We start from the raw sequence: 26314 nt of genomic DNA, 5'->3' as shown, positions 1-26314 counted from the left end.
TTTTGTGTTTACAAACAATGGCTCTACACTGCAAACAGACATAACAACATTCGGGGTGAATATGAAATTAGCACATCTGGGACGTCAGGCATTGATGGGTGTGATGGCCGTGGCGCTGGTTGCGGGCATGAGCGTTAAAAGTTTTGCAGATGAAGGTCTGCTTAATAAAGTTAAAGAGCGCGGTACGCTGCTCGTAGGGCTGGAAGGAACTTATCCGCCGTTCAGTTTTCAGGGGGATGACGGCAAATTAACCGGTTTTGAAGTGGAATTTGCCCAACAGCTGGCAAAACATCTTGGCGTTGAGGCGTCACTAAAACCGACCAAATGGGACGGTATGCTGGCGTCGCTGGACTCTAAACGCATTGATGTGGTGATTAACCAGGTCACTATTTCTGACGAGCGCAAGAAAAAATACGATTTCTCTACCCCGTACACCATTTCCGGTATTCAGGCGCTGGTGAAAAAAGGTAACGAAGGCAGCATTAAAACGGCTGATGATCTGAAAGGCAAAAAAGTGGGTGTCGGTCTGGGCACTAACTATGAAGAGTGGCTGCGCCAAAATGTTCAGGGCGTCGATGTGCGTACCTATGATGATGACCCGACCAAATATCAGGATCTGCGCGTAGGCCGTATTGATGCGATCCTCGTTGACCGTCTGGCTGCGCTGGATCTGGTGAAGAAAACCAACGATACGCTGGCAGTAACCGGTGAAGCATTCTCCCGTCAGGAGTCCGGCGTAGCGCTGCGTAAAGGAAATGAAGACCTGCTGAAAGCGGTGAATGATGCAATTGCGGAAATGCAAAAAGATGGCACTCTGCAAGCCCTTTCTGAAAAATGGTTTGGTGCTGATGTGACCAAATAATCAGCATAATGACAAAAAAGGGCGCTTTCACTAGCGCCTTTTTTATTTACGCGTTTTCAGCGTGCATAATAAGAAAATCACAACAACACACATCGGAGGCTGTTATGCCACTGCATAATTTAACCCGTTTTCCACGGCTGGAATTTATCGGCGCGCCAACGCCGCTCGAATATCTGCCACGCTTTTCTGATTATCTTGGACGGGAAATTTTCATCAAACGGGATGACGTCACCCCCATGGCAATGGGCGGCAATAAATTACGTAAGCTGGAATTTCTTGCGGCAGATGCTCTGCGCGAAGGTGCCGATACGCTGATTACTGCCGGGGCGATCCAGTCTAACCATGTGCGCCAGACTGCCGCAGTCGCTGCGAAACTCGGTCTGCACTGCGTGGCGCTGCTGGAAAATCCTATTGGCACAACCGCAGAAAACTATTTAACCAACGGCAATCGTTTGTTGCTGGATCTGTTCAATACCCAGATTGAAATGTGCGACGCACTGACCGATCCCAATGCCCAACTGGAGGAGCTGGCGACGCGAGTCGAAGCACAAGGCTTTCGCCCGTATGTCATTCCGGTTGGCGGTTCTAATGCTTTGGGTGCGCTGGGTTATGTGGAGAGTGCGCTGGAAATCGCGCAACAGTGTGAAGGGGCGGTTAATATTTCGTCGGTGGTGGTCGCATCGGGCAGTGCCGGAACTCACGCCGGACTGGCTGTTGGGCTGGAACACCTGATGCCTGAAAGCGAACTGATTGGCGTGACCGTGTCGCGTTCCGTTGCCGATCAATTACCGAAAGTGGTTAACCTTCAACAGGCGATTGCGAAAGAACTGGAGCTGACCGCATCAGCGGAAATTTTACTCTGGGATGACTATTTTGCACCTGGCTACGGCGTGCCGAACGACGAAGGCATGGAAGCAGTGAAATTGCTGGCGCGGCTGGAAGGCATTCTGCTTGATCCTGTGTATACCGGAAAAGCGATGGCGGGGCTGATTGACGGTATCAGTCAGAAACGCTTCAAAGATGAAGGGCCGATTCTGTTTATTCATACCGGCGGCGCGCCTGCGCTGTTCGCCTATCATCCCCACGTTTAGCTCCGGAAACGCTCATGCAAGAAAGTATACAACTGGTTATTGATTCCTTGCCGTTCCTGCTGAAAGGGGCTGGGTATACGCTGCAACTCAGTATCGGCGGCATGTTTTTTGGCTTACTGCTAGGGTTTATTCTCGCGCTGATGCGCCTGTCGCCAATCTGGCCCGTGCGCTGGCTGGCGCGTTTTTATATCTCTATTTTTCGTGGTACGCCACTCATCGCACAATTGTTTATGATCTATTACGGCTTGCCGCAGTTTGGCATCGAACTAGATCCCATTCCGTCAGCAATGATTGGTCTGTCGCTAAACACTGCCGCCTATGCTGCCGAAACGCTGCGCGCCGCCATTTCTTCTATTGATAAAGGTCAGTGGGAAGCTGCTGCCAGTATTGGTATGACGCCGTGGCAGACCATGCGTCGCGCGATTTTGCCACAGGCGGCGCGGGTGGCGTTGCCGCCGCTGTCGAACAGCTTTATCAGCCTGGTAAAAGATACATCGCTGGCCGCGACAATCCAGGTGCCGGAGCTGTTCCGTCAGGCGCAGTTGATTACCTCGCGTACGCTGGAGGTGTTCACCATGTATCTGGCGGCTTCGCTCATCTACTGGATCATGGCGACAGTGTTATCGACGTTGCAGAACCATTTTGAGAATCAACTTAATCGCCAGGAGAGAGAACCAAAATGAGTGCCATTGAAGTTAAGAACCTGGTGAAAAAATTCCACGGTCAGACGGTGCTGCACGGTATCGACCTTGAGGTGAAGCCTGGCGAAGTAGTGGCAATTATCGGTCCGAGTGGTTCCGGCAAAACCACGTTGCTACGCAGCATAAATCTGCTGGAACAACCGGAAGTGGGAACCATCACCGTTGGCGATATCACCATTGATACTGCACGTTCATTAAGTCAGCAAAAATCGCTGATTCGCCAGTTGCGTCAGCACGTCGGGTTTGTCTTCCAGAACTTTAATTTGTTTCCGCATCGTACGGTGCTGGAAAACATTATTGAAGGGCCGGTGATCGTCAAAGGCGAACCGAAAGAAGAGGCCACGGCGCGTGCTCGCGAGCTGTTGGCGAAAGTTGGGCTGGCAGGTAAAGAAACCAGCTATCCACGTCGTTTGTCTGGCGGTCAACAGCAGCGTGTCGCGATTGCGCGAGCGCTGGCTATGCGTCCTGAGGTGATTTTGTTTGACGAGCCAACGTCGGCGCTGGATCCAGAGCTGGTGGGCGAAGTCCTGAACACCATCCGTCAGCTGGCGCAGGAAAAGCGCACGATGGTGATTGTGACGCACGAAATGAGCTTTGCCCGGGATGTTGCGGACCGGGCGATCTTTATGGACCAGGGGCGGATAGTCGAGCAGGGGGCCGCAAAAGCGTTATTTGCCGATCCTCAGCAGCCTCGCACTCGCCAGTTTCTCGAGAAGTTTCTGCTGCAATAATAAGAAAAAATCAGCCCCGACGGCGCTCTTGTCGGGGCTGAACGCCATTTCAAGTGTGATAAAAGTGCTTAATGAATCAGCCTAACTCATTAATAACATAAGAGAATGTGATATCTTGCAAAAGTACTTTATTACCTGAATAATATAATTTATATATAAATCTTATTTATGTGATAGTTTGAATTATCATTATAAATGATACTCACTCTCAGGGGCGTTGCGGTTTACTATGCAGGATACGGATTTTTTCAGCTGGCGTCGCACGATGCTGTTGCGTTTTCAGAGGATGGAGGCCGCAGAAGAGGTCTACCATGAAATCGAGCTTCAGGCTCAGCAGCTGGAGTACGATTACTATTCGTTATGTGTTCGCCACCCGGTACCATTCACGCGACCTAAAGTAGCTTTCTACACCAATTACCCTGAGTCGTGGGTGAGTTATTATCAGGCAAAAAACTTTCTCGCCATTGATCCTGTGCTGAACCCTGAAAACTTTAGTCAGGGCCATTTAATGTGGAATGATGACTTATTCAGCGAAGCACAGCCGTTATGGGAAGCCGCGCGCGCACACGGTTTACGCCGTGGTGTCACCCAGTATTTAATGCTGCCAAACCGGGCGCTGGGCTTTTTGTCCTTTTCCCGTTGCAGCGCGCGCGAAATACCCATTCTTAGTGATGAACTGCAATTAAAAATGCAGTTACTGGTGCGCGAAAGTCTGATGGCTCTGATGCGTTTAAATGATGAAATAGTGATGACGCCAGAGATGAATTTCAGCAAGCGCGAAAAAGAAATTCTGAAATGGACGGCGGAAGGGAAGACATCAGCAGAGATAGCGATGATTTTGTCAATCTCTGAGAATACGGTCAATTTCCATCAGAAAAACATGCAGAAAAAAATCAATGCACCGAATAAGACCCAGGTTGCCTGTTACGCGGCCGCTACTGGCTTAATTTGATCGCTTTTCTTTCTGCGTGCCAGATGCAAAAACCGGCTGAAAGGCACGCTCTCAGCCGGTTTTATATTACTGACGGTAGGCTTGTTTAATTTGCTTAACCGTTTTGGAAAATACAGCAGCCTGGGTTTCGTCTTCGATCAGCGCAAGCTGTTTTTCCATCTTTAACATCACGCGGCCCGCGTCAGCTTGTCCCATCGCCTGCAGCATCAGCGTCAGCATCGCTTTCAGGCAGGAGACTTCATTTGCCAGTTCTTGATTATTCTCGGCAGTAGAAAAATCAGGCGTACTCATTTATTTTCCTCGTCATGTTGCAATGAAAATTTGCGGTGAAAAATGTTAAGGCGGCGGAGTATACCATAAGCTTTGCTAAAAATAGCAGTGGTTGTTTTTTGAGCGTGCCGTCAACGGTGCTATTAAATGCGTTAATATAATGACCAATAAATATTTTTATCATGAATGTTTTTTGCCCGTATTGTTCGGGTTAATTAATGTTACATATTCAGCGGGCTGATTTTCATTTTTGCTGAATAAAGGTAATTTTTGTCACATTTCGTCGCAGGGCTTACTGTGAAACGATCCGGTAAGCCGTTGGTGACGGGCGTGACCATAACTGTGGACAATCGAATTGACAAAAACGAGAGAAAAATCGAATACCCACCATTTTTAACGTTTCAAAGTTGCAATAAAAACCGCTAATATACGAATGACTAACTATCAGTAGCGTTATCCCTATTTCTGGAGATATTCCTTTGATCAACGTTCTACTTGTTGATGACCACGAACTGGTGCGCGCAGGGATACGACGCATTCTGGAAGATATAAAGGGTATAAAAGTCGTTGGTGAGGCATCGTGCGGTGAAGACGCCGTTAAGTGGTGCCGGGCAAATGCCGTTGACGTGGTGCTAATGGACATGAGTATGCCGGGCATTGGCGGTCTTGAGGCGACGCGTAAAATCGCGCGTTCCACAGCTGATGTAAAAATCATCATGCTTACGGTCCATACAGAAAACCCTTTACCAGCGAAAGTCATGCAGGCCGGTGCTGCTGGCTACCTCAGCAAAGGCGCGGCTCCGCAGGAAGTCGTGAGTGCGATTCGTTCTGTTTATTCTGGACAGCGTTACATTGCTTCTGACATCGCTCAACAAATGGCGTTAAGCCAGATCGAACCAGAAAAAACAGAAAGCCCATTTGCCAGTTTGTCTGAACGTGAATTGCAGATTATGCTGATGATCACCAAGGGCCAGAAGGTCAATGAGATCTCAGAACAGCTCAATCTCAGTCCGAAAACGGTGAACAGCTACCGCTATCGTATGTTCAGTAAACTAAACATTCATGGCGATGTTGAGCTGACTCACCTGGCAATTCGCCATGGTCTGTGTAATGCGGAGACATTATCAAGTCAGTGAGTGATCAGTTTGACGCAAAAGCGTTTTTAAAAACCGTAACCAGCCAGCCAGGCGTTTATCGCATGTACGATGCTGGTGGTACGGTTATCTATGTCGGCAAAGCGAAAGACCTGAAAAAACGGCTTTCCAGCTATTTCCGTAGCAACCTCGCTTCGCGCAAAACCGAAGCGCTGGTCGCCCAGATCCAGCAAATTGATGTAACGGTTACTCATACAGAAACCGAAGCGCTGTTGCTGGAACACAACTACATCAAACTCTATCAGCCGCGTTATAACGTTTTGCTACGCGATGATAAATCTTATCCTTTTATCTTCCTGAGTGGCGATACCCACCCGCGTCTGGCGATGCATCGTGGTGCGAAGCATGCCAAAGGTGAATATTTCGGCCCGTTCCCGAATGGCTATGCCGTACGTGAAACACTGGCGTTACTGCAAAAGATATTCCCCATTCGCCAGTGCGAAAATAGTGTTTATCGCAATCGCTCGCGTCCGTGTCTGCAATATCAGATAGGGCGCTGTCTGGGACCGTGCGTTGAAGGACTGGTGAGTGAAGAAGAATACGCTCAGCAGGTCGAGTATGTGCGCCTGTTTTTGTCTGGCAAAGATGATCAGGTGCTTACGCAACTCATTAGCCGTATGGAAACTGCCAGCCAGAATCTGGAGTTTGAAGAAGCGGCACGTATTCGCGACCAAATTCAGGCGGTGCGACGCGTCACCGAAAAACAGTTTGTGTCCAATACCGGCGACGACCTTGACGTTATTGGTGTGGCGTTCGATGCGGGCATGGCTTGTGTCCACGTATTGTTCATTCGTCAGGGTAAAGTGCTCGGCAGCCGCAGCTATTTCCCGAAAGTGCCGGGCGGTACGGAACTGAGCGAGGTGGTGGAAACCTTCGTAGGTCAGTTCTATTTACAAGGCAGCCAGATGCGCACCTTACCGGGTGAGATCCTGCTCGATTTTAATCTTAGCGATAAAACGCTGCTCGCCGATTCCCTTTCAGAACTGGCGGGACGCAAGATTAATGTTCAAACCAAACCTCGCGGCGATCGGGCGCGTTATCTGAAACTCGCGCGCACCAATGCGGCGACGGCCTTAACCAGCAAACTTTCGCAGCAATCTACCGTTCACCAGCGACTGACCGCGCTTGCCAGCGTGTTGAAATTGCCGGAAGTGAAGCGGATGGAGTGCTTTGACATCAGCCATACCATGGGTGAACAAACCGTCGCCTCCTGTGTGGTATTTGATGCTAACGGCCCGCTGCGTGCGGAGTATCGGCGCTATAACATTACTGGCATTACGCCGGGCGATGATTATGCGGCGATGAATCAGGTGCTGCGTCGGCGTTATGGTAAAGCCATCGACGACAGTAAGATCCCGGATGTGATCCTTATCGACGGCGGCAAAGGCCAGCTTGCACAGGCGAAAAATGTCTTCGCCGAACTGGATGTCTCATGGGATAAAAATCATCCGCTGCTACTTGGCGTTGCCAAAGGAGCAGATAGGAAGGCTGGGTTGGAAACGCTGTTCTTTGAGCCGGAAGGTGAGGGATTCAGTTTGCCGCCAGATTCTCCCGCGCTGCATGTTATCCAACATATTCGCGACGAATCACACGATCACGCGATTGGCGGGCACCGCAAAAAACGGGCGAAGGTCAAAAATACCAGTTCCCTGGAAACCATTGAAGGCGTCGGGCCAAAACGTCGGCAAATGTTGTTGAAATATATGGGCGGTTTGCAAGGTTTACGTAACGCCAGCGTCGAGGAAATTGCAAAAGTGCCGGGTATTTCGCAAGGTCTGGCAGAAAAGATCTTCTGGTCGTTGAAACATTGATGTCTCTGTAGCAACATAGGGGTAATCTTACTGACAACAGATAGTTACCCGTCATTATGCAATTTAATATCCCTACGTTGCTTACACTGTTCCGTGTCATCCTTATCCCATTCTTTGTATTGGTCTTTTATCTGCCTGTCACCTGGTCGCCGTTTGCCGCCGCGCTCATTTTCTGCGTCGCGGCGGTGACTGACTGGTTCGATGGTTTTCTGGCACGCCGCTGGAACCAGAGTACCCGGTTTGGTGCTTTCCTTGACCCTGTAGCAGATAAAGTTCTCGTGGCTATCGCCATGGTGCTGGTAACCGAGCATTATCACAGCTGGTGGGTGACATTACCGGCGGCAACGATGATCGCCCGTGAAATTATTATTTCTGCGCTACGCGAATGGATGGCAGAGTTGGGTAAACGCAGTAGCGTGGCTGTCTCCTGGATTGGGAAAGTGAAAACCACTGCCCAGATGGTAGCGCTGGCCTGGCTGCTGTGGCGTCCGAACATTTGGGTTGAGTACGCCGGTATTGCACTTTTCTTTGTGGCTGCGGTACTGACTCTGTGGTCAATGTTGCAATATTTGAGCGCTGCGCGTGCAGATTTGCTTGATCAGTGATCGTTTCGGCGCAATTTTCAGCAAACGATCAAAAGTGGTGAAAAATATCGTTGACTCATCGCGCCAGGTAAGTAGAATGCAACGCATCGAACGGCGGCACTGATTGCCAGACGATAATAAAATCAAGTGATTAACTGATTGCTTGATGAATGCGGGAATAGCTCAGTTGGTAGAGCACGACCTTGCCAAGGTCGGGGTCGCGAGTTCGAGTCTCGTTTCCCGCTCCAGTTTAAAAGACATCGGCTTCAGCGGATGTCCGGCTGAAAGGCCTGAAGAATTTGGCGCGTTAACAAAGCGGTTATGTAGCGGATTGCAAATCCGTCTAGTCCGGTTCGACTCCGGAACGCGCCTCCACTTTCTTCCCGAGCCCGGATGGTGGAATCGGTAGACACAAGGGATTTAAAATCCCTCGGCGTTCGCGCTGTGCGGGTTCAAGTCCCGCTCCGGGTACCATGGGAAAGATAAGAATAAAATCAAAGCAATAAGCAGTGTCGTGAAACCACCTTCGGGTGGTTTTTTTGTACCTGCAACTTGTCGTTACACCCTCCTTAATTTTTAATCACCGGCAAAGCCACTCAAAAAGTATCTCTGATACGGACCGACATGTAAGATAGGTGTTGGCGAGTTTAGATCCACAAGGAAAAGCGTATGAAAACGGGACCGTTAAACGAAAGTGAGTTGGAATGGCTGGACGATATTCTGACCAAATACAACACTGACCACGCCATTCTTGATGTGGCGGAGCTGGACGGTTTATTGACGGCGGTGTTGAGTTCTCCGCAAGAGATTGAACCGGCACAGTGGCTGGTTGCCGTATGGGGTGGGGCTGACTATGTGCCACGCTGGGCGTCAGAGAAAGAGATGACGCGCTTTATGAACCTGGCTTTTCAGCATATGGCCGATACCGCAGAGCGTCTGAACGAATTCCCGGAGCAGTTTGAGCCGTTATTCGGCTTGCGAGAAGTCGATGGCAGCGAGCTGACGATTGTTGAGGAGTGGTGCTTTGGCTATATGCGGGGCGTGGCACTTTCTGACTGGTCAACGTTGCCCGATTCGTTAAAACCGGCGCTGGAGGCGATTGCGCTGCACGGTACTGAGGAAAACTTCGAGCGGGTAGAGAAGATGTCGCCAGAAGCGTTTGAAGAGAGCGTAGATGCCATTCGACTGGCTGCGCTTGATCTTCATGCGTACTGGATGGCCCATCCGCAGGAAAAAGTCGTTCAGCAGCCAATTAAAGCAGCAGAGAAACCGGGGCGTAATGATCCTTGTCCGTGCGGTAGTGGTAAGAAATTTAAGCAGTGCTGCCTGCACTAAGAGGTCTCATTGGGTGTCAGCGTTAATTCTGGCACCCAATAAGATCTAATCATCCCACTTCTGGTAACAAGCCTGCCGCAATCAAAAATTGCACGCCAATCACAGCAATTCCACAGAGAAACACCACCACCAGCGCCGGACGACCACCTTTCACCCGGTAACCCGCCTGAGGATTGTGCTTTCTGCTTTGCCAGGTCAACAGCGAAGGGATAATCAATGCCAGTACCGCCAGCGCCACACCGGCGTAACCCAGCGCCATTACAAATCCTCGTGGATAAAACAGTGCAAACGCTAACGGCGGCAGAAAGGTAATTGCACCAGTTTGCAATCGTCCACCAACGGTATTTGAACGCTGAAACAAATCGGCCAGATAATCAAATAAACCTAACGCAACGCCGAGGAATGACGTGGCGAGGGCTAAATCAGCAAATAAATGCACCGCCAGCTCAACATGCGGAGAGGCCACCATTTCGCGTAACGCCTGTAACAGCCCGTTTAATCCGGCATGATTAGCCAGCAATCCCATAAAGGTTGTTGAATCAATGCTGCCAAGCGTCGCCAGCTGCCAGAAAATATATGCCACCAGGGGGATCGCACTACCGGTTATAAACACCCAGCGTAGCTTACGAATATTGCCATCCATATAACTGACAATGCTCGGCACGCTACCGTGAAAACCAAACGACGTAAAAATCACTGGGATTGCAGACAGTGCCAGCCCCTGTTGCAACGGCAGGGTTAAAAGATTCACCTTATGAATATGCGGAAGTAGCAGTACCAGCATCACCACCAGAAAAATAATTTTGGCGCTGAACAGAAAACGGTTAAATAAATCGACCAGCGAAGTTCCGACACAAACCACGCCACCGGCAACAAAAGTGAACAACAGCACGCCAGCGGTTGCCGACATTGAAATACCTGTCCAGTCGCTGATGCTGGAAGCCAACAATTCACCAGCACCACTGATGTATGCCGCAGTCAGAGCATACATTAAGAACATCATACTGAAGCCCGTCAGCCACTGACCGTAGCGTCCCAGATAGCGTTTTGCCAGCGTGCCCAGACCGGTATCTGCCGGGACATGCTGGTACACCTCCAGTAGTAATAGCGCCGTGTAGCACATCAACGCCCAAAGCCCAATCAACAAGATTAACGTGACGCTAAAACCAACACCTGCCGCAGCCAGCGGCATTGCCAGCATGCCTGCTCCAATTGTGGTTCCCGCCACGATAAAAACACTTCCCAGAGTTCTGTTTTTCACGCTTTCTTCTGTCCTGACGATCTTTATGAGTGATATCTGCGGCGCAGGTTAAGGCATAACGGCTGCTTCGTCAAACTGGCGTTACATATGGTGTAAATATAAATGTACAATAAAATGCGTTCAGTCCTGCGCTGGCGCAAAGTCTTGGTAAGCGGCAATCGCTACGCTAGCCTTTTTTTGAGGAGGAACGATGGACTCTATTCACGGTCATGAAGTGTTAAATATGATGATTGAATCAGGTGAGCAATATACGCATGCCAGTCTGGAAGCTGCGATTAAAGCGCGTTTTGGTGAACAGGCACGTTTTCACACCTGCTCGGCAGAAGGGATGACAGCGGGAGAGCTGGTAGCGTTTCTGGCAGCAAAAGACAAATTTATACCTTCGGAAGACGGTTTTTCAACCGATCAGAGTAAGATTTGCCGTCACTGATTTGAAACGGCGGCAGAAAACCTGCCGCCGGAAAGCATTAGTTTTGTGTGTCGAGGGTAGAGAGTTCTTTGTCGATAAAATACAAACCTTCGCCGCTTTTGCCTGCAAGGCTTAATTTATCAATAATCGATTTGAACAGTTTCTCTTCTTCATGCTGCTCAGAAACATACCATTGCAGGAAATTAAATGTTGGGTAGTCCTGATTGGTCATTGCAGCATGAGCCAGTTCGTTAATTTTCTGCGTGATTAATTGTTCGTGTTTATAGGTTTCCTGGAATAATTCATCAAGTGAAGAATATTCAGCAAACGGAGATTCAACGGTATTAATACGCGGTAAGTTGCCGGTATCAGTCAGGTAATCAAACAGACGCTGCATATGCGTCATCTCTTCCTGGGCGTGACGGCGCAGGAACGCGGCAGCACCTTCGAAGGTATGATAGCTGCACCAGGCGCTCATTTGCTGATAAAGCAGTGAAGAGTACAGTTCCAGGTTCATCTGCTCATTAAGTTTTTCAATCATTTCTGGTTTCAGCATGATAGTGCTCCACAAAGGTTATATTTGTTGCTGTGGCGTCACTATAATTTGTTATTTTATTATTTGCAAAAGGTAAAATATAAACTTCATTTATTAAAAATACGAATGGGAATAAAACGCATTACTGATATTTATTTAATCAGCGAAGATCCCCCTCGCTGATTAAAACATTTAGAGAAAGACAGGGAAGGCGGAATGATGGCACTGATATGACAAAGTGAATTCCGTATTCAAACATAAGGAACCCGCAAAGAGGCTACAGTTGCCTACTGGCTGACCAAAGGGGATAGCGTGGGTATAGCCTTCCTGCTGGCATGCGCGATCGGCGATCCCGCGACTGATATAACGATCGGTACGGGCATGCTGCAAAAAAGCCTGATCATAAACCAACCGAACAATACCTGTTGCCGCGTCAACTTCGCCCACATGAGCCTGGCGAGTAACTGTGCACCCCGCCAGCGTTATTAATGAAAGAGTCAGAATCAGAAGTCTCATGGTCCAGCCAGAAGAGTAAAAGAAAGCAGTATTTTACGCGTTACAGCGCTGCGACAATGGCCGGAAAAGACGCCTGGCAGGCGCTATTTCTCGCCATCTGTATGTGTCAGAAATGGGGGGGCTGCTTTTTGATTATCATTTTTATAACATTAAAGGGGTATTTATGTGATTTGCATCACATAAAGATTGATTTTTGTGATGATTGTCATATTATAAGTGCAAAGACAATAACACCTGCATAACAAATAGTCGGAGTGCCGCGATGAAACTGCGCAAGATCCTGAAAAGTATGTTCAATAACTATTGCAAGACGTTCAAAGACGTACCGCCAGGCAATATGTTCCGATAACAAAAAACCTGCTCCGGCAGGTTTTTTTGTGTCCTGATGACGGTGGTTGTGACTATCGCTGAAGAAGTGAAGCCGCTACTATAACGGCTTTCAAAATGCTATCAGGAGTTTACGATGTCCCAGCCGCTGAATGCCGATCAGGAACTGGTTTCTGATGTGGTTGCTTGCCAGTTGGTTATCAAACAAATTCTCGACGTTCTGGATGTAATCGCGCCCGTTGAAGTTCGCGAAAAAATGTCCAGTCAGCTGAAGAATATCGACTTTACTCACCATCCCGCTGCCGCAGACCCGGTCACCATGCGGGCAATCCAAAAAGCCATCGCGCTGATTGAGCTCAAGTTTACCCCACAGGGTGAATCCCATTAAAAAAACCGCTGCTTCAAACAGATGAGGCAGCGGTTTCTCAAAAACTTCATCGGCGCAATGCATTAGCGCCGATGATGATCAATGCAGCTGATGCGACACGACATTCAGAACATGTTGGTCGGTCTGCACAGGGCACATACCCGCAAGTTTCGCACTGCGCACTTCTTCAAGAATGGTTTGCAGCAACAGGCCATCATGCTGCTGCTCTTTTTCCAGATCGCGCAGGAAATTGACGGTTGAATCATCATTCAGTTCTTTAGCTTCATCGGCTAACTGTGCCAGCGTGCTTGAACGTTGCTCGTATTCTTCCATCGTTTTTTGGAAAAGTTCTTCCAGTGAGTTCAGTTTTTCACCGGGAACATCAATGGCTTTAACGATGGGAGTAGCGCCGACACTCTTCATAAAGTTAAACATGCGCATCATTTGGGTCACGTTACTCTGTGCCTGGGCGCGAAGGAAAGTGGCGGTGCCGTTCAGACTCTGTTCAGAACACCAGTTACTCAGGTGAAGGTAGAGATTGGATGCGTAAAACTCGCGGTTCATTTGAGAGTTGAGTTTGAGAAGCATTCCAGCGGTTGCCATACCTAATATCCTTATATCCAGAAGTGGAGAGGTGCAAGATAAATCAAAACACCATAATTACTGTTTGCAGAATAATTCCTTTCTGCCGGTCCGAAATGTGATCGTGGAGTCAATTCTGACGATGATCTGAAATAAGAATAACGTCTGAACGGGTATAAGAAAATGCTTAAATCATCAAGTTTATATATTTTTACATTTCATTGATGAAATCAATGTAACTGCAATGAATTTTAATGATGATGCTTTTTGTATCTTGTTGATATTAATAGGGGGATTTGAATTCATGATGAAGCAATGATTTTTTAAAACGTTTTTTCATTTTTGCGATAAGGCTCTCAGTATACGTGTTCTGTTAATTAATGAGCACGGTGATAATTAATGGCGAAATGAATGACGCTCATTTTCCACATCTTTGAATTGCGGTTATTACACCATTTCAAAAGCTCAACGCCAGGTAATGTGGCCAATTGACTGGTTAAAAAGAAGACGTTCCGTATGAGTACAAAACACAACAAGGATTTCCAGGCTAATCTTATGGATTAATCTGCTGTGTACTCGATGATTTGTCTGACAAATAAGCCTTTCTCTATGTCTTTTCCCGCTAAATTTATGCACGTTCTCACTGTAATTCTGCGATGTGATATTGCTCTCCTATGGAGAATTAATTTCTCGCTAAAACTATGTCAACACAGTTACTTATCTTTTAGTTAAAAGGTAATGCTTTGTTTTCCGATTAAATTAACGAGAGTTATTCGTTTTTGCCCTACACAAAACGACACTAAAGCTGGAGAGAACCATGCACAAATTTACTAAAGCCCTGGCAGCCATTGGTCTGGCAGCCGTTATGTCACAATCCGCTATGGCGGAGAACCTGAAGCTCGGTTTCCTGGTGAAGCAACCGGAAGAGCCGTGGTTCCAGACCGAATGGAAGTTTGCCGATAAAGCCGGGAAGGATTTAGGGTTTGAAGTTATTAAGATTGCCGTGCCGGATGGCGAAAAAACATTGAACGCGATCGACAGCCTGGCTGCCAGTGGCGCGAAAGGTTTCGTTATTTGTACTCCGGACCCGAAACTCGGCTCTGCCATCGTGGCGAAAGCGCGTGGCTACGATATGAAAGTCATTGCCGTGGATGACCAGTTTGTTAACGCCAAAGGCAAGCCAATGGATACCGTTCCGCTGGTGATGATGGCAGCGACCAAAATTGGCGAACGTCAGGGCCAGGAACTGTATAAAGAGATGCAGAAACGTGGCTGGGATGTCAAAGAAAGCGCGGTGATGGCGATTACCGCCAACGAACTGGATACGGCACGTCGCCGTACTACGGGATCTATGGATGCGCTGAAAGCGGCCGGATTCCCGGAAAAACAAATTTATCAGGTACCTACCAAATCTAACGACATCCCGGGGGCATTTGACGCTGCCAACTCAATGCTGGTTCAACATCCGGAAGTTAAACATTGGCTGATCGTCGGTATGAACGACAGCACCGTACTTGGCGGCGTACGTGCAACCGAAGGTCAGGGCTTTAAAGCAGCCGATATCATCGGTATTGGTATTAACGGTGTGGATGCAGTAAGCGAACTGTCTAAAGCACAGGCAACCGGCTTCTACGGTTCCCTGCTGCCAAGCCCGGACGTACATGGCTATAAATCCAGTGAAATGCTTTACAACTGGGTAGCAAAAGACGTTGAACCGCCAAAATTTACCGAAGTTACCGACGTGGTACTGATCACGCGTGACAACTTTAAAGAAGAACTGGAGAAAAAAGGTTTAGGCGGTAAGTAATCTGCCGAAAAAATTCCCCTCTGCATGATGCAGAGGGGGTGTGAACGACCAGTGATTCACGGAGACGTTATGCAACAGTCTACCCCGTATCTCTCATTTCGCGGCATCGGTAAAACGTTTCCCGGCGTTAAGGCGCTGACGGATATTAGTTTTGACTGCTATGCCGGTCAGGTTCATGCGTTGATGGGTGAAAATGGCGCAGGAAAATCAACTCTCTTAAAAATCCTCAGCGGCAACTATGCGCCAACCACGGGTTCTGTAGTGATTAATGGGCAGGAAATGTCCTTTTCCGACACAACCGCAGCACTTAACGCGGGTGTGGCGATTATTTATCAGGAACTGCATCTCGTGCCGGAAATGACCGTCGCGGAAAACATCTATCTCGGCCAGCTTCCTCATAAAGGCGGCATTGTGAATCGCTCATTGCTGAATTATGAGGCGGGTTTACAACTTAAGCATCTTGGTATGGATATTGACCCGGACACGCCGCTGAAATATCTCTCCATTGGTCAGTGGCAGATGGTTGAAATTGCCAAAGCGCTGGCGCGTAACGCCAAAATTATCGCCTTTGATGAGCCAACCAGCTCCCTCTCTGCCCGTGAAATCGACAATCTTTTCCGCGTTATTCGTGAACTGCGAAAAGAGGGGCGGGTGATCTTATACGTTTCTCACCGTATGGAAGAAATATTTGCCCTCAGCGATGCCATCACCGTCTTTAAAGATGGGCGTTATGTCAAAACCTTTACTGATATGCAGCAGGTTGACCACGACGCCCTGGTGCAGGCGATGGTCGGGCGCGACATCGGAGATATCTACGGTTGGCAACCGCGTAGTTATGGCGAGGAGCGGCTGCGTCTTGATGCTGTGAAAGCACCAGGCGTGCGTACGCCAATAAGTCTGGCGGTTCGCAGTGGAGAAATTGTCGGTCTGTTTGGTCTGGTCGGGGCAGGGCGTAGCGAATTAATGAAAGGCATGTTTGGCGGTACGCAAATCACCGCCGGTCAGGTTTATATCGACCAACGGCCGATTGATATTCGTAAACCGAGCCACGCTATTGCCGCAGGCATGATGCTCTGCCCGGAAGATCGCAAAGCGGAAGGCATTATTCCTGTGCACTCCGTTCGCGACAATATCAACATCAGTGCCAGACGCAAACATGTGCTCGGCGGTTGTGTAATCAACAACGGTTGGGAAGAAAACAATGCCGATCACCACATTCGTTCGCTCAACATCAAAACGCCGGGCGCAGAGCAACTGATCATGAATCTTTCAGGCGGAAATCAGCAAAAAGCCATTCTGGGCCGCTGGTTATCGGAAGAGATGAAGGTCATTTTGCTGGATGAACCTACGCGCGGCATTGATGTTGGTGCTAAGCATGAAATTTACAACGTGATTTATGCGCTGGCAGCGCAGGGCGTGGCGGTGCTGTTTGCCTCCAGCGACTTACCCGAAGTCCTCGGAGTTGCCGACCGGATTGTGGTGATGCGCGAAGGCGAAATCGCCGGTGAATTGTTACACGAGCAGGCAGATGAGCGTCAGGCATTAAGCCTTGCGATGCCTAAAGTCAGCCAGGCAGTTGCCTGAGTAAGGAGAGTATGATGTCTTCTGTTTCTACATCGGGTTCTGGCGCACCTAAGTCGTCTTTCAGCTTTGGGCGTATCTGGGATCAGTACGGCATGCTGGTGGTGTTTGCGGTGCTTTTTATCGCCTGTGCCATTTTTGTCCCAAATTTTGCCACCTTCATTAATATGAAAGGGTTGGGCCTGGCAATTTCTATGTCGGGGATGGTGGCGTGTGGCATGTTGTTCTGCCTTGCTTCCGGTGACTTTGACCTTTCTGTCGCCTCCGTAATTGCCTGTGCGGGTGTCACCACGGCGGTGGTTATCAACCTGACTGAAAGCCTGTGGATTGGCGTGGCAGCGGGTTTGTTGCTGGGCGTTCTCTGTGGTCTGGTCAATGGCTTTGTTATCGCCAAACTGAAAATAAATGCCCTGATCACGACACTGGCAACGATGCAGATTGTTCGAGGTCTGGCGTACATCATTTCAGACGGTAAAGCGGTCGGTATCGAAGATGAAAGCTTCTTTGCCCTTGGTTACGCCAACTGGTTCGGTCTGCCTGCGCCAATCTGGCTTACCGTCGCGTGTCTGATTGTCTTTGGTTTGCTGTTGAATAAAACCACCTTTGGGCGTAACACCCTGGCGATTGGCGGGAACGAAGAGGCTGCGCGTCTGGCGGGTGTACCGGTTGTTCGCACCAAAATTATTATCTTTGTTCTCTCTGGACTGGTATCAGCGATAGCCGGAATTATTCTGGCTTCACGTATGACCAGTGGGCAGCCAATGACGTCGATTGGCTATGAGCTGATTGTTATCTCCGCCTGCGTTTTAGGTGGCGTTTCTCTGAAAGGTGGCATCGGAAAAATCTCATATGTGGTGGCGGGTATCTTAATTTTAGGCACCGTGGAAAACGCCATGAACCTGCTTAATATTTCTCCTTTCGCCCAGTACGTGGTTCGCGGCTTAATCCTGCTGGCAGCGGTGATCTTCGACCGTTACAAGCAAAAAGCGAAACGTACTGTCTGATGCTTTTTTCCACAATAATTTAGCACTTTTTCCCACCACAGCCAGCCGCCACAACGGTTGGCTGTTCTTCGTTACAAATGGCGACCCCCGTCACACTGTCTATACTTACATGTCTGTAAAGCGCGTTCTGCGCAACACAATAAGAAAAGAGAAGGAGGAGAACCGGGTGACAGAACCGTTAACCGAAACCCCTGAACTATCCGCGAAATATGCCTGGTTTTTTGATCTCGATGGAACGCTGGCGGAAATCAAACCGCATCCCGATCAGGTCGTCGTGCCTGACAATATTCTGCAAGGACTTCAGCTACTGGCAACCGCAAGTGATGGTGCTTTGGCATTGATATCAGGGCGCTCAATGGTGGAGCTTGATGCACTGGCAAAACCTTATCGCTTCCCGTTAGCGGGCGTGCATGGGGCGGAGCGCCGTGACATCAATGGTAAAACGCATATCGTTCATCTGCCGGATGCGATTGCGCGTGATATTAGCGTGCAACTGCATACGGCTATCGCCCAGTTTCCCGGTGCTGAGCTGGAGACGAAAGGGATGGCCTTTGCGCTGCATTATCGTCAGGCTCCGCAGCATGAAGACGCATTAATGACATTAGCGCAACGTATTACTCAGATCTGGCCACAAATGGCGTTACAGCAGGGAAAGTGTGTTGTCGAGATCAAGCCGCGAGGCACCAGTAAAGGTGAGGCGATTGCTGCCTTTATGCAGGAAGCTCCCTTTATCGGGCGAACGCCGGTATTTCTGGGCGATGATTTAACCGATGAATCTGGCTTCGCTGTCGTTAACCGGCTGGGCGGAATGTCAGTAAAAATTGGCACAGGCGCAACTCAGGCATCATGGCGACTGGCGGGCGTGCCGGATGTCTGGAGCTGGCTTGAAATGATAACCACCGCATTACAACAAAAAAGAGAAAATAACAGGAGTGATGACTATGAGTCGTTTAGTCGTAGTATCTAACCGGATTGCACCACCAGATGAGCACGCCGCCAGTGCCGGTGGCCTTGCCGTTGGCATACTGGGGGCACTGAAAGCCGCAGGTGGACTGTGGTTTGGCTGGAGTGGCGAAACAGGAAATGAGGATCAGCCACTAAAAAAGGTGAAAAAGGGTAACATTACGTGGGCCTCTTTTAACCTCAGCGAACAGGATCTTGACGAATACTACAACCAATTCTCCAATGCCGTTCTCTGGCCTGCTTTTCATTATCGGCTCGATCTGGTGCAATTTCAGCGTCCTGCCTGGGATGGCTACCTACGCGTAAATGCAATGCTGGCAGATAAATTATTGCCGCTCCTGCAAGACGATGACATTATCTGGATCCACGATTATCACCTGTTGCCCTTTGCGCATGAATTACGCAAAAGAGGGGTGAATAATCGCATTGGTTTCTTTTTGCATATTCCATTCCCGACGCCGGAAATCTTCAACGCGCTGCCGACATATGACACCTTGCTTGAACAGCTTTGTGATTATGATTTGCTGGGTTTCCAGACAGAAAACGATCGTCTGGCGTTCCTGGATTGCCTTTCTAACCTGACCCGTGTCACGACGCGTAGCGCAAAAAGCCATACGGCCTGCGGCAAAGCGTTTCGAACAGAAGTTTACCCGATCGGCATTGAACCGAAAGAAATAGCGAAACAGGCTGCCGGACCACTGCCGCCAAAACTGGCGCAACTCAAAGCGGAACTGAAAAACGTACAGAACATCTTTTCTGTTGAACGACTGGATTATTCCAAAGGTCTGCCGGAGCGTTTTCTCGCCTATGAAGCGTTACTGGAAAAATATCCGCAACATCACGGTAAAATTCGTTATACCCAGATCGCGCCAACGTCGCGTGGTGATGTGCAAGCCTATCAGGATATTCGTCATCAGCTCGAAAATGAAGCCGGACGAATTAATGGTAAATATGGGCAATTAGGCTGGACGCCGCTTTATTATTTGAATCAGCATTTTGACCGTAAATTACTGATGAAAATATTCCGCTACTCTGACGTGGGCTTAGTGACGCCACTGCGTGACGGGATGAACCTGGTGGCAAAAGAGTATGTTGCCGCTCAGGATCCGGCCAACCCGGGCGTACTTGTTCTTTCGCAATTTGCGGGAGCGGCAAACGAGTTAACGTCGGCGTTAATTGTTAATCCCTACGATCGTGACGAAGTTGCAGCTGCGCTGGATCGTGCATTGACTATGTCGCTGGCGGAACGTATTTCCCGTCATGCAGAAATGCTGGACGTTATCGTGAAAAACGATATTAACCACTGGCAGGAGTGCTTCATTAGCGACCTAAAGCAGATAGTTCCGCGAAGCGCGGAAAGCCAGCAGCGCGATAAAGTTGCTACCTTTCCTAAGCTTGCGTAAGTGCGGTTAATCTCCCGTAAGTGGAACTAACAGCACATCGACCTCACTTGAGGCAATCACTCTTTTCGCCGAGCAGGATGCTCGCGAAAAGAAACTGTGATTGTGATTACCGCAAATCACCAAATCGAAATGATGTTTGCGACAAACCTCCAGAATATGTTCGCTTAACTCACCGTAGGCAATAAACGTCTCGTCAACGGGATACCCCGCATCCTGAATTAACTTATCAAGAAAGCTTTGCGTTTCTTCCTGCATCACGCTGCGTAAATCTTCAAGCATCGGCGCGGCTAATTGATTGTACATTTCCGGGTCGGAAGCGAGAGTAATTAAACTGATGTGTCCCTTTACTGGCCTGGCGATAGATACCGCTTTTGCTAGCAGTTGCTGACTTTCCGGTGTAACCGCAACGGCGACAAGAATATTGCTATAGCTCATAACCTGTTCCTTATTCTGTGAACTTCAGGTGACATTAAAGCTTTACTCCTAATGGAGAATCGACGCAATCCCAACTCAGTCAAACAGGTAAATATTAGTGTGATTATTAGTAAATACAATTAATCAATGACGCCCAGCAATCATATAATTTCAATTGTTATTATAAGGAAAAAATGTACTAATTCCCCTTATTAAACAAATGGGTAATATATATAAAACATTTTGTTAACATTAAGTGGGTTGTTGCCTGTCTTTGCCTTAAATCAGTTTATTGTGTTGTAAGTGCCTGTTTGTAAATAGATTAACTGATTTTGCATTTGACCAATTATTTATAGCAGATGATTATTTACGGTGAGTTATTTTAACTGTGCGAAACATCTCATTTCGATTATTACGGTTTCACTTTTGCTTACCATCGGTGTGAAAAACTTTTTAACAGATTGAAATACACCCAAAACAAAAGTATGACTTATACATTTATGTTAAGTAATTGAGTATTTTATGTGATCTGCATCACGCATTATTGAAAATCGCAGTACCCCTCCGTTGTATGTGCGTGTAGTGACGAGTACAGTTGCGTCGATTTAGGAAAAATCTTAGATAAGTGTAAAGTACCCCCTCTATTTGTAAGGACCTATTAAACCCAATAAGGTGGGGCTGTTTTATTGCAGCTTATCGCAACTATTCTAATGCTAATTACTTTTTACCGGGGCTTCCCGGCGACATCACGGGGTGCGGTGATACCGCATAAAAATAAAGTTGGTTATTCTGGGTGGGAATAATGCATACCTCCGAGTTGCTGAAACACATTTATGACATCAACTTGTCATATTTACTACTTGCACAGCGTCTGATTGTTCAGGACAAAGCGTCCGCAATGTTTCGTCTCGGCATAAATGAAGAAATGGCGACAACGTTAGCGGCACTGACTCTTCCGCAAATGGTTAAGCTGGCAGAAACCAATCAACTGGTTTGTCACTTTCGTTTTGACAGCCACCAGACGATTACTCAGTTGACGCAAGATTCCCGCGTTGACGATCTCCAGCAAATTCATACCGGCATCATGCTCTCAACACGCTTGCTGAATGATGTTAATCAGCCTGAAGAAGCGCTGCGCAAGAAAAGGGCGTGATCATGAGTGAAAAAAGCATTGTTCAGGAAGCGCGGGATATTCAGCTGGCAATGGAATTGATCACACTGGGCGCTCGTTTGCAGATGCTGGAAAGCGAAACACAGTTAAGTCGCGGACGCCTGATAAAACTCTATAAAGAACTGCGCGGAAGCCCACCGCCGAAAGGCATGCTGCCATTCTCAACCGACTGGTTTATGACCTGGGAACAAAACGTTCATGCTTCGATGTTCTGTAACGCATGGCAGTTTTTACTGAAAACCGGCTTGTGTAATGGCGTCGATGCGGTAATCAAAGCCTACCGTTTATACCTTGAACAGTGCCCGCAAGCAGAAGAAGGACCGCTACTGGCATTAACCCGTGCCTGGACATTGGTACGGTTTGTTGAAAGTGGATTACTGCAACTTTCCAGCTGCAACTGCTGCGGCGGCAATTTTATTACCCACGCTCACCAGCCTGTTGGCAGCTTTGCCTGCAGCTTATGTCAGCCGCCATCCCGGGCAGTAAAAAGACGTAAACTTTCCCAGAATCCTGCCGATATTATCCCACAACTGCTGGATGAACAGAGAGTACAGGCTGTTTAACTGATACGGTGTGGCGAAACATTCCAGCAGCGGTAACGACGTACCGCTGCTTTTTTTGCCTCAATCGCGCGTTAACGTCTGACGACTGAACATCCTGTCATGGTCAACAGTGGAAGGATGATGTCGTGCTTATCTTATTAGGTTACCTGGTTGTTCTCGGTACAGTTTTCGGCGGTTATCTGATGACCGGTGGAAGCCTTGGAGCACTCTATCAACCCGCTGAACTGGTGATTATTGCCGGTGCAGGGATTGGGTCGTTTATCGTCGGCAATAATGGCAAAGCGATTAAAGGCACGCTGAAGGCGCTGCCGTTACTATTTCGTCGCTCCAAATATACCAAAGCAATGTATATGGATCTGCTGGCTCTGCTTTATCGGTTGATGGCGAAATCGCGGCAGATGGGGATGTTTTCGCTGGAACGCGATATTGAAAATCCCCGTGAGAGCGAGATCTTCGCCAGCTACCCACGCATCCTTGCGGATAGCGTCATGCTTGATTTTATCGTCGATTATCTGCGCCTGATTATCAGCGGTCACATGAATACCTTCGAAATTGAAGCCCTGATGGATGAAGAGATTGAGACGCACGAAAGCGAAGCAGAAGTCCCGGCGAACAGTCTGGCATTGGTCGGGGACTCACTTCCGGCGTTTGGTATTGTCGCGGCTGTGATGGGGGTCGTTCACGCGTTAGGTTCAGCCGATCGTCCTGCCGCCGAGCTGGGGGCGCTTATCGCACATGCGATGGTGGGGACTTTCCTCGGTATTTTATTGGCTTACGGATTTATTTCCCCATTAGCGAGTGTTTTACGTCAGAAAAGCGCCGAAACCAGCAAAATGATGCAATGCGTCAAAGTCACACTGCTTTCTAATCTGAACGGTTACGCACCGCCTATCGCCGTTGAGTTTGGTCGCAAAACGCTCTATTCCAGCGAACGTCCGTCGTTTATTGAACTGGAAGAGCATGTGCGTGCGGTGAAAAATCCGCAACAACAGACGACAACCGAGGAAGCATGAAGAATCAAGCGCATCCGATTATTGTCGTCAAACGACGCAAAGCCAAAAGCCACGGGACAGCACATGGATCGTGGAAGATTGCTTATGCCGACTTTATGACCGCGATGATGGCCTTTTTTCTGGTGATGTGGCTAATCTCCATCTCCAGCCCAAAAGAGCTGATTCAGATTGCGGAGTACTTCCGGACTCCACTGGCGACTGCGGTTACGGGCGGCGATCGCATTTCTAATAGTGAAAGCCCAATTCCCGGTGGGGGTGATGATTACACCCAAAGCCAGGGGGAAGTGAATAAGCAGCCGAACATCGAAGAGCTGAAAAAACGCATGGAGCAAAGTCGATTGCGGAAATTGCGTGGCGATCTCGACCAGTTGATTGAATCCGATCCGAAACTGCGGGCGTTACGTCCACATCTCAAAATCGATCTGGTCCAGGAAGGTCTACGTATTCAGATCATCGATAGCCAGAATCGCCCGATGTTCAGAACCGGCAGTGCCGACGTCGAACCCTATATGCGCGACATTCTGCGCGCCATCGCGCCCGTTCTGAATGGTATTCCCAACCGTATTAGCCTTTCGGGTCATACCGATGATTTCCCTTACGCCAGTGGTGAGAAAGGATATAGCAACTGGGAGCTTTCTGCCGATCGAGCCAATGCATCCCGCCGCGAACTGATGGTTGGCGGATTGGATGGCGGCAAAGTGTTACGTGTCGTCGGCATGGCGGCAACGATGCGCTTAAGCGATCGCGGTCCTGATGATGCTGTCAACCGTCGCATCAGCCTGCTGGTACTGAACAAACAAGCCGAACAGGCCATTTTGCATGAAAACGCCGAAAGCCAAAATGAGCCAGTAAGCGCCCTGGAAAAACCTGAGGTTGCACCACAGGTCAGTGTTCCCACAATGCCATCAGCCGAACCGAGGTGACAGCGTGAGCATGGATATAAGCGATTTTTATCAGACATTTTTTGATGAAGCGGACGAACTGGTGGCTGACATGGAGCAGCATCTGCTGGTTTTGCAGCCGGAAGCGCCGGATGCCGAACAATTGAATGCCATCTTTCGGGCTGCCCACTCGATCAAAGGAGGGGCAGGAACCTTTGGCTTCAGCGTTTTGCAGGAAACCACGCATCTGATGGAAAACCTGCTCGACGAAGCCAGACGAGGTGAGATGCAACTCAACACCGACATTATCAATCTGTTTTTGGAAACGAAGGACATCATGCAAGAACAGCTCGACGCTTATAAACAGTCGCAAGAGCCGGATGCCGCCAGCTTCGATTATATCTGCCAGGCCTTGCGTCAACTGGCATTAGAAGCGAAAGGCGAAACGCCATCCGCAGTGACCCGATTAAGTGTGGTTGCCAAAAGTGAACCGCAAGATGAGCAGAGTCGCTGTCAGTCACCGCGTCGAATTATCCTCTCGCGCCTGAAGGCCGGGGAAGTCGACCTGCTGGAAGAAGAGCTGGGGCATCTGACAACGTTAACTGACGTGGTGAAAGGGGCGGATTCTCTCTCGGCAATATTACCGGGCGACATCGCCGAAGATGACATCACAGCGGTACTTTGTTTTGTGATTGAAGCCGATCAGATTACCTTTGAAACAGTAGAAGTCTCGCCAAAAATATCCCCCCCACCAGTGCTTAAACTGGCAGCCGAACAAGCGCCAACCGGTCGCGTGGAGCGGGAAAAAACGACGCGCAGCAGTGAATCCACCAGCATTCGTGTGGCGGTAGAAAAGGTTGATCAATTGATTAACCTCGTCGGCGAGCTGGTCATCACCCAGTCGATGCTTGCCCAGCGTTCCAGCGAACTGGACCCGGTTAATCATGGTGATTTGATTACCAGCATGGGGCAGTTACAACGTAACGCCCGTGATTTGCAGGAATCAGTGATGTCGATTCGTATGATGCCGATGGAATATGTCTTTAGTCGCTATCCCCGGCTGGTGCGTGATCTGGCGGGAAAACTCGGCAAGCAGGTAGAACTGACGCTGGTGGGCAGTTCCACTGAACTCGACAAGAGCCTGATAGAACGCATTATCGACCCGCTGACCCACCTGGTACGCAATAGCCTCGATCACGGTATTGAACTGCCAGAAAAACGGCTCGCCACAGGTAAAAACAGCGTCGGAAATTTAATTCTGTCTGCCGAACATCAGGGCGGCAACATTTGCATTGAAGTGACCGACGATGGGGCGGGGCTAAACCGTGAGCGAATTCTGGCAAAAGCGGCCTCGCAAGGTTTGACCGTCAGCGAAAACATGAGCGACGACGAAGTCGCGATGCTGATATTTGCACCTGGCTTCTCCACGGCGGAGCAGGTCACCGACGTCTCCGGGCGCGGCGTCGGCATGGACGTCGTTAAACGTAATATCCAGGAGATGGGCGGTCATGTCGAAATCCAGTCGAAGCAGGGCACAGGTACTACCATCCGCATTTTACTGCCGCTGACGCTGGCAATCCTCGACGGCATGTCCGTACGCGTTGCGGATGAAGTTTTCATTCTGCCGCTGAATGCTGTCATGGAATCACTGCAACCCCGTGAAGCCGATCTGCATCCACTGGCAGGCGGCGAGCGGGTGCTGGAAGTGCGGGGTGAATATCTGCCCATCGTCGAACTGTGGAAAGTGTTCAACGTCGCGGGCGCGAAAACCGAAGCTACCCAGGGAATTGTGGTGATCTTACAAAGTGGCGGTCGCCGCTACGCCTTGCTGGTGGATCAATTAATTGGTCAACACCAGGTTGTGGTTAAAAACCTTGAAAGTAACTATCGCAAAGTCCCCGGCATTTCTGCTGCGACCATTCTTGGCGACGGCAGTGTGGCACTGATTGTTGATGTCTCCGCCTTGCAGGCGATAAACCGCGAACAACGTATGGCGAACACCGCCGCCTGAATGAGTAAAAAGGTA

General features: G+C 49.0%; 30 protein-coding genes and 3 tRNA genes. 25 read left to right on the top strand and 8 right to left on the bottom strand.

Annotated elements, in window-relative coordinates:
* The first annotated feature begins 61 nt into the window (after window positions 1–61).
* The 5 genes from tcyJ (at window position 62) to sdiA (ending at window position 4337) form a co-directional block, all read left to right on the top strand.
* On the top strand, window positions 62–862 hold the full coding sequence (gene tcyJ, locus QUF14_RS11860; protein ID WP_001353139.1) for a cystine ABC transporter substrate-binding protein: 801 nt from the start codon (window positions 62–64) through the stop codon (window positions 860–862).
* 104 nt (window positions 863–966) lie between these two features.
* Complete coding sequence (gene dcyD / locus QUF14_RS11855; RefSeq protein ID WP_001128215.1) at window positions 967–1953, top strand: D-cysteine desulfhydrase; 987 nt, start codon at window positions 967–969, stop codon at window positions 1951–1953.
* 14 nt (window positions 1954–1967) lie between these two features.
* Window positions 1968–2636: a cystine ABC transporter permease gene (gene tcyL / locus QUF14_RS11850; protein WP_001158220.1), complete on the top strand. Its 669-nt coding sequence runs from the start codon at window positions 1968–1970 to the stop codon at window positions 2634–2636.
* Complete coding sequence (gene tcyN, locus QUF14_RS11845; protein ID WP_001273014.1) at window positions 2633–3385, top strand: L-cystine ABC transporter ATP-binding protein TcyN; 753 nt, start codon at window positions 2633–2635, stop codon at window positions 3383–3385. Before tcyL ends, tcyN begins: the two co-directional genes overlap by 4 nt.
* Window positions 3386–3614: 229 nt before the next feature.
* The gene (gene sdiA / locus QUF14_RS11840; protein ID WP_001154279.1) at window positions 3615–4337 is read left to right on the top strand and encodes a quorum-sensing transcriptional regulator SdiA; all 723 of its coding nucleotides are present in this window, start codon (window positions 3615–3617) and stop codon (window positions 4335–4337) included.
* A 66-nt stretch (window positions 4338–4403) separates the two neighbouring features.
* On the opposite strand, the gene yecF is transcribed toward sdiA, so the two are convergent.
* From yecF to QUF14_RS28910, 3 genes are read right to left on the bottom strand one after another with little or no spacing between them, the layout of a single operon-like run.
* A complete protein-coding gene (gene yecF, locus QUF14_RS11835) occupies window positions 4404–4628 on the bottom strand; it encodes a DUF2594 family protein YecF (RefSeq protein ID WP_000106474.1) in 225 nt (74 codons plus the stop codon).
* Window positions 4615–4791, bottom strand: coding sequence for a protein YecU (gene yecU, locus QUF14_RS11830; protein WP_001302050.1), 177 nt, complete (start codon window positions 4789–4791; stop codon window positions 4615–4617). Before yecU ends, yecF begins: the two co-directional genes overlap by 14 nt.
* Before the next feature lie 37 nt (window positions 4792–4828).
* A complete protein-coding gene (locus QUF14_RS28910; RefSeq protein WP_001302039.1) occupies window positions 4829–4945 on the bottom strand; it encodes a hypothetical protein in 117 nt (38 codons plus the stop codon).
* A 141-nt stretch (window positions 4946–5086) separates the two neighbouring features.
* On the opposite strand from QUF14_RS28910, the gene uvrY reads away from it, so the two are divergent.
* From uvrY to yecA, 7 genes are all read left to right on the top strand, one after another.
* Window positions 5087–5743, top strand: coding sequence for a UvrY/SirA/GacA family response regulator transcription factor (gene uvrY / locus QUF14_RS11825; RefSeq protein ID WP_000611328.1), 657 nt, complete (start codon window positions 5087–5089; stop codon window positions 5741–5743).
* Window positions 5740–7572, top strand: coding sequence for an excinuclease ABC subunit UvrC (gene uvrC, locus QUF14_RS11820; protein ID WP_001283421.1), 1833 nt, complete (start codon window positions 5740–5742; stop codon window positions 7570–7572). Before uvrY ends, uvrC begins: the two co-directional genes overlap by 4 nt.
* A gap of 56 nt (window positions 7573–7628) precedes the next feature.
* Entirely contained in the window at window positions 7629–8177 is a 549-nt protein-coding gene (gene pgsA, locus QUF14_RS11815) for a CDP-diacylglycerol--glycerol-3-phosphate 3-phosphatidyltransferase (RefSeq protein ID WP_001160187.1), read from the top strand.
* 151 nt (window positions 8178–8328) lie between these two features.
* Window positions 8329–8404, top strand: a tRNA-Gly gene (locus QUF14_RS11810).
* 53 nt (window positions 8405–8457) lie between these two features.
* Window positions 8458–8531 (top strand) — tRNA-Cys (locus tag QUF14_RS11805).
* Between the two features lie 12 nt (window positions 8532–8543).
* Window positions 8544–8630 (top strand) — tRNA-Leu (locus tag QUF14_RS11800).
* Window positions 8631–8825: 195 nt separating this feature from the next.
* A complete protein-coding gene (yecA, locus tag QUF14_RS11795; RefSeq protein WP_000847883.1) occupies window positions 8826–9491 on the top strand; it encodes a UPF0149 family protein YecA in 666 nt (221 codons plus the stop codon).
* Window positions 9492–9540: 49 nt separating this feature from the next.
* On the opposite strand, the gene tyrP is transcribed toward yecA, so the two are convergent.
* Window positions 9541–10752 (bottom strand): tyrosine transporter TyrP, encoded by a 1212-nt coding sequence (tyrP, locus tag QUF14_RS11790; RefSeq protein ID WP_000797564.1) that lies wholly within the window; start codon window positions 10750–10752, stop codon window positions 9541–9543.
* Between the two features lie 190 nt (window positions 10753–10942).
* On the opposite strand from tyrP, the gene QUF14_RS11785 reads away from it, so the two are divergent.
* Window positions 10943–11182 carry a YecH family metal-binding protein gene (locus QUF14_RS11785; RefSeq protein WP_000377219.1) on the top strand — a complete coding sequence of 80 codons (240 nt, stop codon included), beginning with the start codon at window positions 10943–10945 and terminating at the stop codon, window positions 11180–11182.
* A 37-nt stretch (window positions 11183–11219) separates the two neighbouring features.
* On the opposite strand, the gene ftnA is transcribed toward QUF14_RS11785, so the two are convergent.
* Both ftnA and QUF14_RS11775 read right to left on the bottom strand, forming a co-directional pair.
* The gene (gene ftnA, locus QUF14_RS11780) at window positions 11220–11717 is read right to left on the bottom strand and encodes a non-heme ferritin (protein WP_000917208.1); all 498 of its coding nucleotides are present in this window, start codon (window positions 11715–11717) and stop codon (window positions 11220–11222) included.
* Window positions 11718–11888: 171 nt separating this feature from the next.
* The gene (locus tag QUF14_RS11775) at window positions 11889–12212 is read right to left on the bottom strand and encodes a YecR-like family lipoprotein (RefSeq protein ID WP_001237857.1); all 324 of its coding nucleotides are present in this window, start codon (window positions 12210–12212) and stop codon (window positions 11889–11891) included.
* Between the two features lie 262 nt (window positions 12213–12474).
* Between QUF14_RS11775 and azuC the strand changes: the two genes are divergently transcribed.
* Together azuC and yecJ are read left to right on the top strand one after the other, a co-directional pair.
* Window positions 12475–12561 (top strand): stress response protein AzuC, encoded by an 87-nt coding sequence (gene azuC / locus QUF14_RS11770; protein ID WP_010723106.1) that lies wholly within the window; start codon window positions 12475–12477, stop codon window positions 12559–12561.
* 114 nt (window positions 12562–12675) lie between these two features.
* A complete protein-coding gene (yecJ, locus tag QUF14_RS11765; protein WP_000082120.1) occupies window positions 12676–12927 on the top strand; it encodes a DUF2766 family protein YecJ in 252 nt (83 codons plus the stop codon).
* A 78-nt stretch (window positions 12928–13005) separates the two neighbouring features.
* On the opposite strand, the gene QUF14_RS11760 is transcribed toward yecJ, so the two are convergent.
* Window positions 13006–13509, bottom strand: a complete 504-nt coding sequence (locus QUF14_RS11760; RefSeq protein WP_040063790.1) for a non-heme ferritin-like protein — start codon at window positions 13507–13509, stop codon at window positions 13006–13008.
* A gap of 796 nt (window positions 13510–14305) precedes the next feature.
* Here QUF14_RS11760 and araF point away from each other — a divergent pair.
* From araF to otsA, 5 genes are all read left to right on the top strand, one after another.
* On the top strand, window positions 14306–15295 hold the full coding sequence (araF, locus tag QUF14_RS11755; protein WP_000548675.1) for an arabinose ABC transporter substrate-binding protein AraF: 990 nt from the start codon (window positions 14306–14308) through the stop codon (window positions 15293–15295).
* A gap of 69 nt (window positions 15296–15364) precedes the next feature.
* On the top strand, window positions 15365–16879 hold the full coding sequence (gene araG / locus QUF14_RS11750) for an arabinose ABC transporter ATP-binding protein AraG (RefSeq protein WP_001187824.1): 1515 nt from the start codon (window positions 15365–15367) through the stop codon (window positions 16877–16879).
* A 14-nt stretch (window positions 16880–16893) separates the two neighbouring features.
* Window positions 16894–17880: an arabinose ABC transporter permease AraH gene (gene araH / locus QUF14_RS11745; protein ID WP_001306740.1), complete on the top strand. Its 987-nt coding sequence runs from the start codon at window positions 16894–16896 to the stop codon at window positions 17878–17880.
* Window positions 17881–18046: 166 nt separating this feature from the next.
* The gene (gene otsB, locus QUF14_RS11740) at window positions 18047–18847 is read left to right on the top strand and encodes a trehalose-phosphatase (RefSeq protein ID WP_001309561.1); all 801 of its coding nucleotides are present in this window, start codon (window positions 18047–18049) and stop codon (window positions 18845–18847) included.
* Window positions 18822–20246: an alpha,alpha-trehalose-phosphate synthase gene (gene otsA / locus QUF14_RS11735; protein WP_001354736.1), complete on the top strand. Its 1425-nt coding sequence runs from the start codon at window positions 18822–18824 to the stop codon at window positions 20244–20246. The genes otsB and otsA overlap by 26 nt, the downstream gene beginning before the upstream one ends.
* A 6-nt stretch (window positions 20247–20252) precedes the next feature.
* On the opposite strand, the gene uspC is transcribed toward otsA, so the two are convergent.
* Entirely contained in the window at window positions 20253–20681 is a 429-nt protein-coding gene (uspC, locus tag QUF14_RS11730) for a universal stress protein UspC (protein WP_000122421.1), read from the bottom strand.
* A gap of 781 nt (window positions 20682–21462) precedes the next feature.
* On the opposite strand from uspC, the gene flhD reads away from it, so the two are divergent.
* From flhD to cheA, 5 genes are all read left to right on the top strand, one after another.
* Entirely contained in the window at window positions 21463–21813 is a 351-nt protein-coding gene (gene flhD, locus QUF14_RS11725) for a flagellar transcriptional regulator FlhD (RefSeq protein ID WP_001295647.1), read from the top strand.
* Window positions 21814–21815: 2 nt separating this feature from the next.
* Window positions 21816–22394 (top strand): flagellar transcriptional regulator FlhC, encoded by a 579-nt coding sequence (gene flhC, locus QUF14_RS11720; protein ID WP_001291603.1) that lies wholly within the window; start codon window positions 21816–21818, stop codon window positions 22392–22394.
* A 125-nt stretch (window positions 22395–22519) separates the two neighbouring features.
* Window positions 22520–23407 carry a flagellar motor stator protein MotA gene (gene motA / locus QUF14_RS11715; RefSeq protein WP_000906336.1) on the top strand — a complete coding sequence of 296 codons (888 nt, stop codon included), beginning with the start codon at window positions 22520–22522 and terminating at the stop codon, window positions 23405–23407.
* Window positions 23404–24330: a flagellar motor protein MotB gene (gene motB, locus QUF14_RS11710; protein ID WP_000795647.1), complete on the top strand. Its 927-nt coding sequence runs from the start codon at window positions 23404–23406 to the stop codon at window positions 24328–24330. Before motA ends, motB begins: the two co-directional genes overlap by 4 nt.
* A gap of 4 nt (window positions 24331–24334) precedes the next feature.
* Complete coding sequence (cheA, locus tag QUF14_RS11705; RefSeq protein ID WP_077630129.1) at window positions 24335–26299, top strand: chemotaxis protein CheA; 1965 nt, start codon at window positions 24335–24337, stop codon at window positions 26297–26299.
* Window positions 26300–26314 lie beyond the last annotated feature (15 nt).

The organism is Escherichia sp. HH091_1A (assembly GCF_030295175.1).
Taxonomy (GTDB): Bacteria; Pseudomonadota; Gammaproteobacteria; order Enterobacterales; family Enterobacteriaceae; genus Escherichia; species Escherichia coli_F.
This window is presented reverse-complemented; position numbering and strand designations above follow the sequence as displayed.

Excerpts from the sequence above, each read along its gene's own strand:
- tcyJ (WP_001353139.1), top strand. The coding sequence starts at position 62 with ATGAAATTAGCACATCTGGGACGTCAGGCATTGATGGGTGTGATGGCC.
- dcyD (WP_001128215.1), top strand. The coding sequence starts at position 967 with ATGCCACTGCATAATTTAACCCGTTTTCCACGGCTGGAATTTATCGGC.
- tcyL (WP_001158220.1), top strand. The coding sequence starts at position 1,968 with ATGCAAGAAAGTATACAACTGGTTATTGATTCCTTGCCGTTCCTGCTG.
- tcyN (WP_001273014.1), top strand. The coding sequence starts at position 2,633 with ATGAGTGCCATTGAAGTTAAGAACCTGGTGAAAAAATTCCACGGTCAG.
- sdiA (WP_001154279.1), top strand. The coding sequence starts at position 3,615 with ATGCAGGATACGGATTTTTTCAGCTGGCGTCGCACGATGCTGTTGCGT.
- yecF (WP_000106474.1), bottom strand. The coding sequence starts at position 4,628 with ATGAGTACGCCTGATTTTTCTACTGCCGAGAATAATCAAGAACTGGCA.
- yecU (WP_001302050.1), bottom strand. The coding sequence starts at position 4,791 with ATGATAAAAATATTTATTGGTCATTATATTAACGCATTTAATAGCACC.
- QUF14_RS28910 (WP_001302039.1), bottom strand. The coding sequence starts at position 4,945 with ATGGTCACGCCCGTCACCAACGGCTTACCGGATCGTTTCACAGTAAGC.
- pgsA (WP_001160187.1), top strand. The coding sequence starts at position 7,629 with ATGCAATTTAATATCCCTACGTTGCTTACACTGTTCCGTGTCATCCTT.
- yecA (WP_000847883.1), top strand. The coding sequence starts at position 8,826 with ATGAAAACGGGACCGTTAAACGAAAGTGAGTTGGAATGGCTGGACGAT.
- QUF14_RS11785 (WP_000377219.1), top strand. The coding sequence starts at position 10,943 with ATGGACTCTATTCACGGTCATGAAGTGTTAAATATGATGATTGAATCA.
- ftnA (WP_000917208.1), bottom strand. The coding sequence starts at position 11,717 with ATGCTGAAACCAGAAATGATTGAAAAACTTAATGAGCAGATGAACCTG.
- QUF14_RS11775 (WP_001237857.1), bottom strand. The coding sequence starts at position 12,212 with ATGAGACTTCTGATTCTGACTCTTTCATTAATAACGCTGGCGGGGTGC.
- azuC (WP_010723106.1), top strand. The coding sequence starts at position 12,475 with ATGAAACTGCGCAAGATCCTGAAAAGTATGTTCAATAACTATTGCAAG.
- yecJ (WP_000082120.1), top strand. The coding sequence starts at position 12,676 with ATGTCCCAGCCGCTGAATGCCGATCAGGAACTGGTTTCTGATGTGGTT.
- QUF14_RS11760 (WP_040063790.1), bottom strand. The coding sequence starts at position 13,509 with ATGGCAACCGCTGGAATGCTTCTCAAACTCAACTCTCAAATGAACCGC.
- araF (WP_000548675.1), top strand. The coding sequence starts at position 14,306 with ATGCACAAATTTACTAAAGCCCTGGCAGCCATTGGTCTGGCAGCCGTT.
- araG (WP_001187824.1), top strand. The coding sequence starts at position 15,365 with ATGCAACAGTCTACCCCGTATCTCTCATTTCGCGGCATCGGTAAAACG.
- araH (WP_001306740.1), top strand. The coding sequence starts at position 16,894 with ATGTCTTCTGTTTCTACATCGGGTTCTGGCGCACCTAAGTCGTCTTTC.
- otsA (WP_001354736.1), top strand. The coding sequence starts at position 18,822 with ATGAGTCGTTTAGTCGTAGTATCTAACCGGATTGCACCACCAGATGAG.
- uspC (WP_000122421.1), bottom strand. The coding sequence starts at position 20,681 with ATGAGCTATAGCAATATTCTTGTCGCCGTTGCGGTTACACCGGAAAGT.
- flhD (WP_001295647.1), top strand. The coding sequence starts at position 21,463 with ATGCATACCTCCGAGTTGCTGAAACACATTTATGACATCAACTTGTCA.
- flhC (WP_001291603.1), top strand. The coding sequence starts at position 21,816 with ATGAGTGAAAAAAGCATTGTTCAGGAAGCGCGGGATATTCAGCTGGCA.
- motB (WP_000795647.1), top strand. The coding sequence starts at position 23,404 with ATGAAGAATCAAGCGCATCCGATTATTGTCGTCAAACGACGCAAAGCC.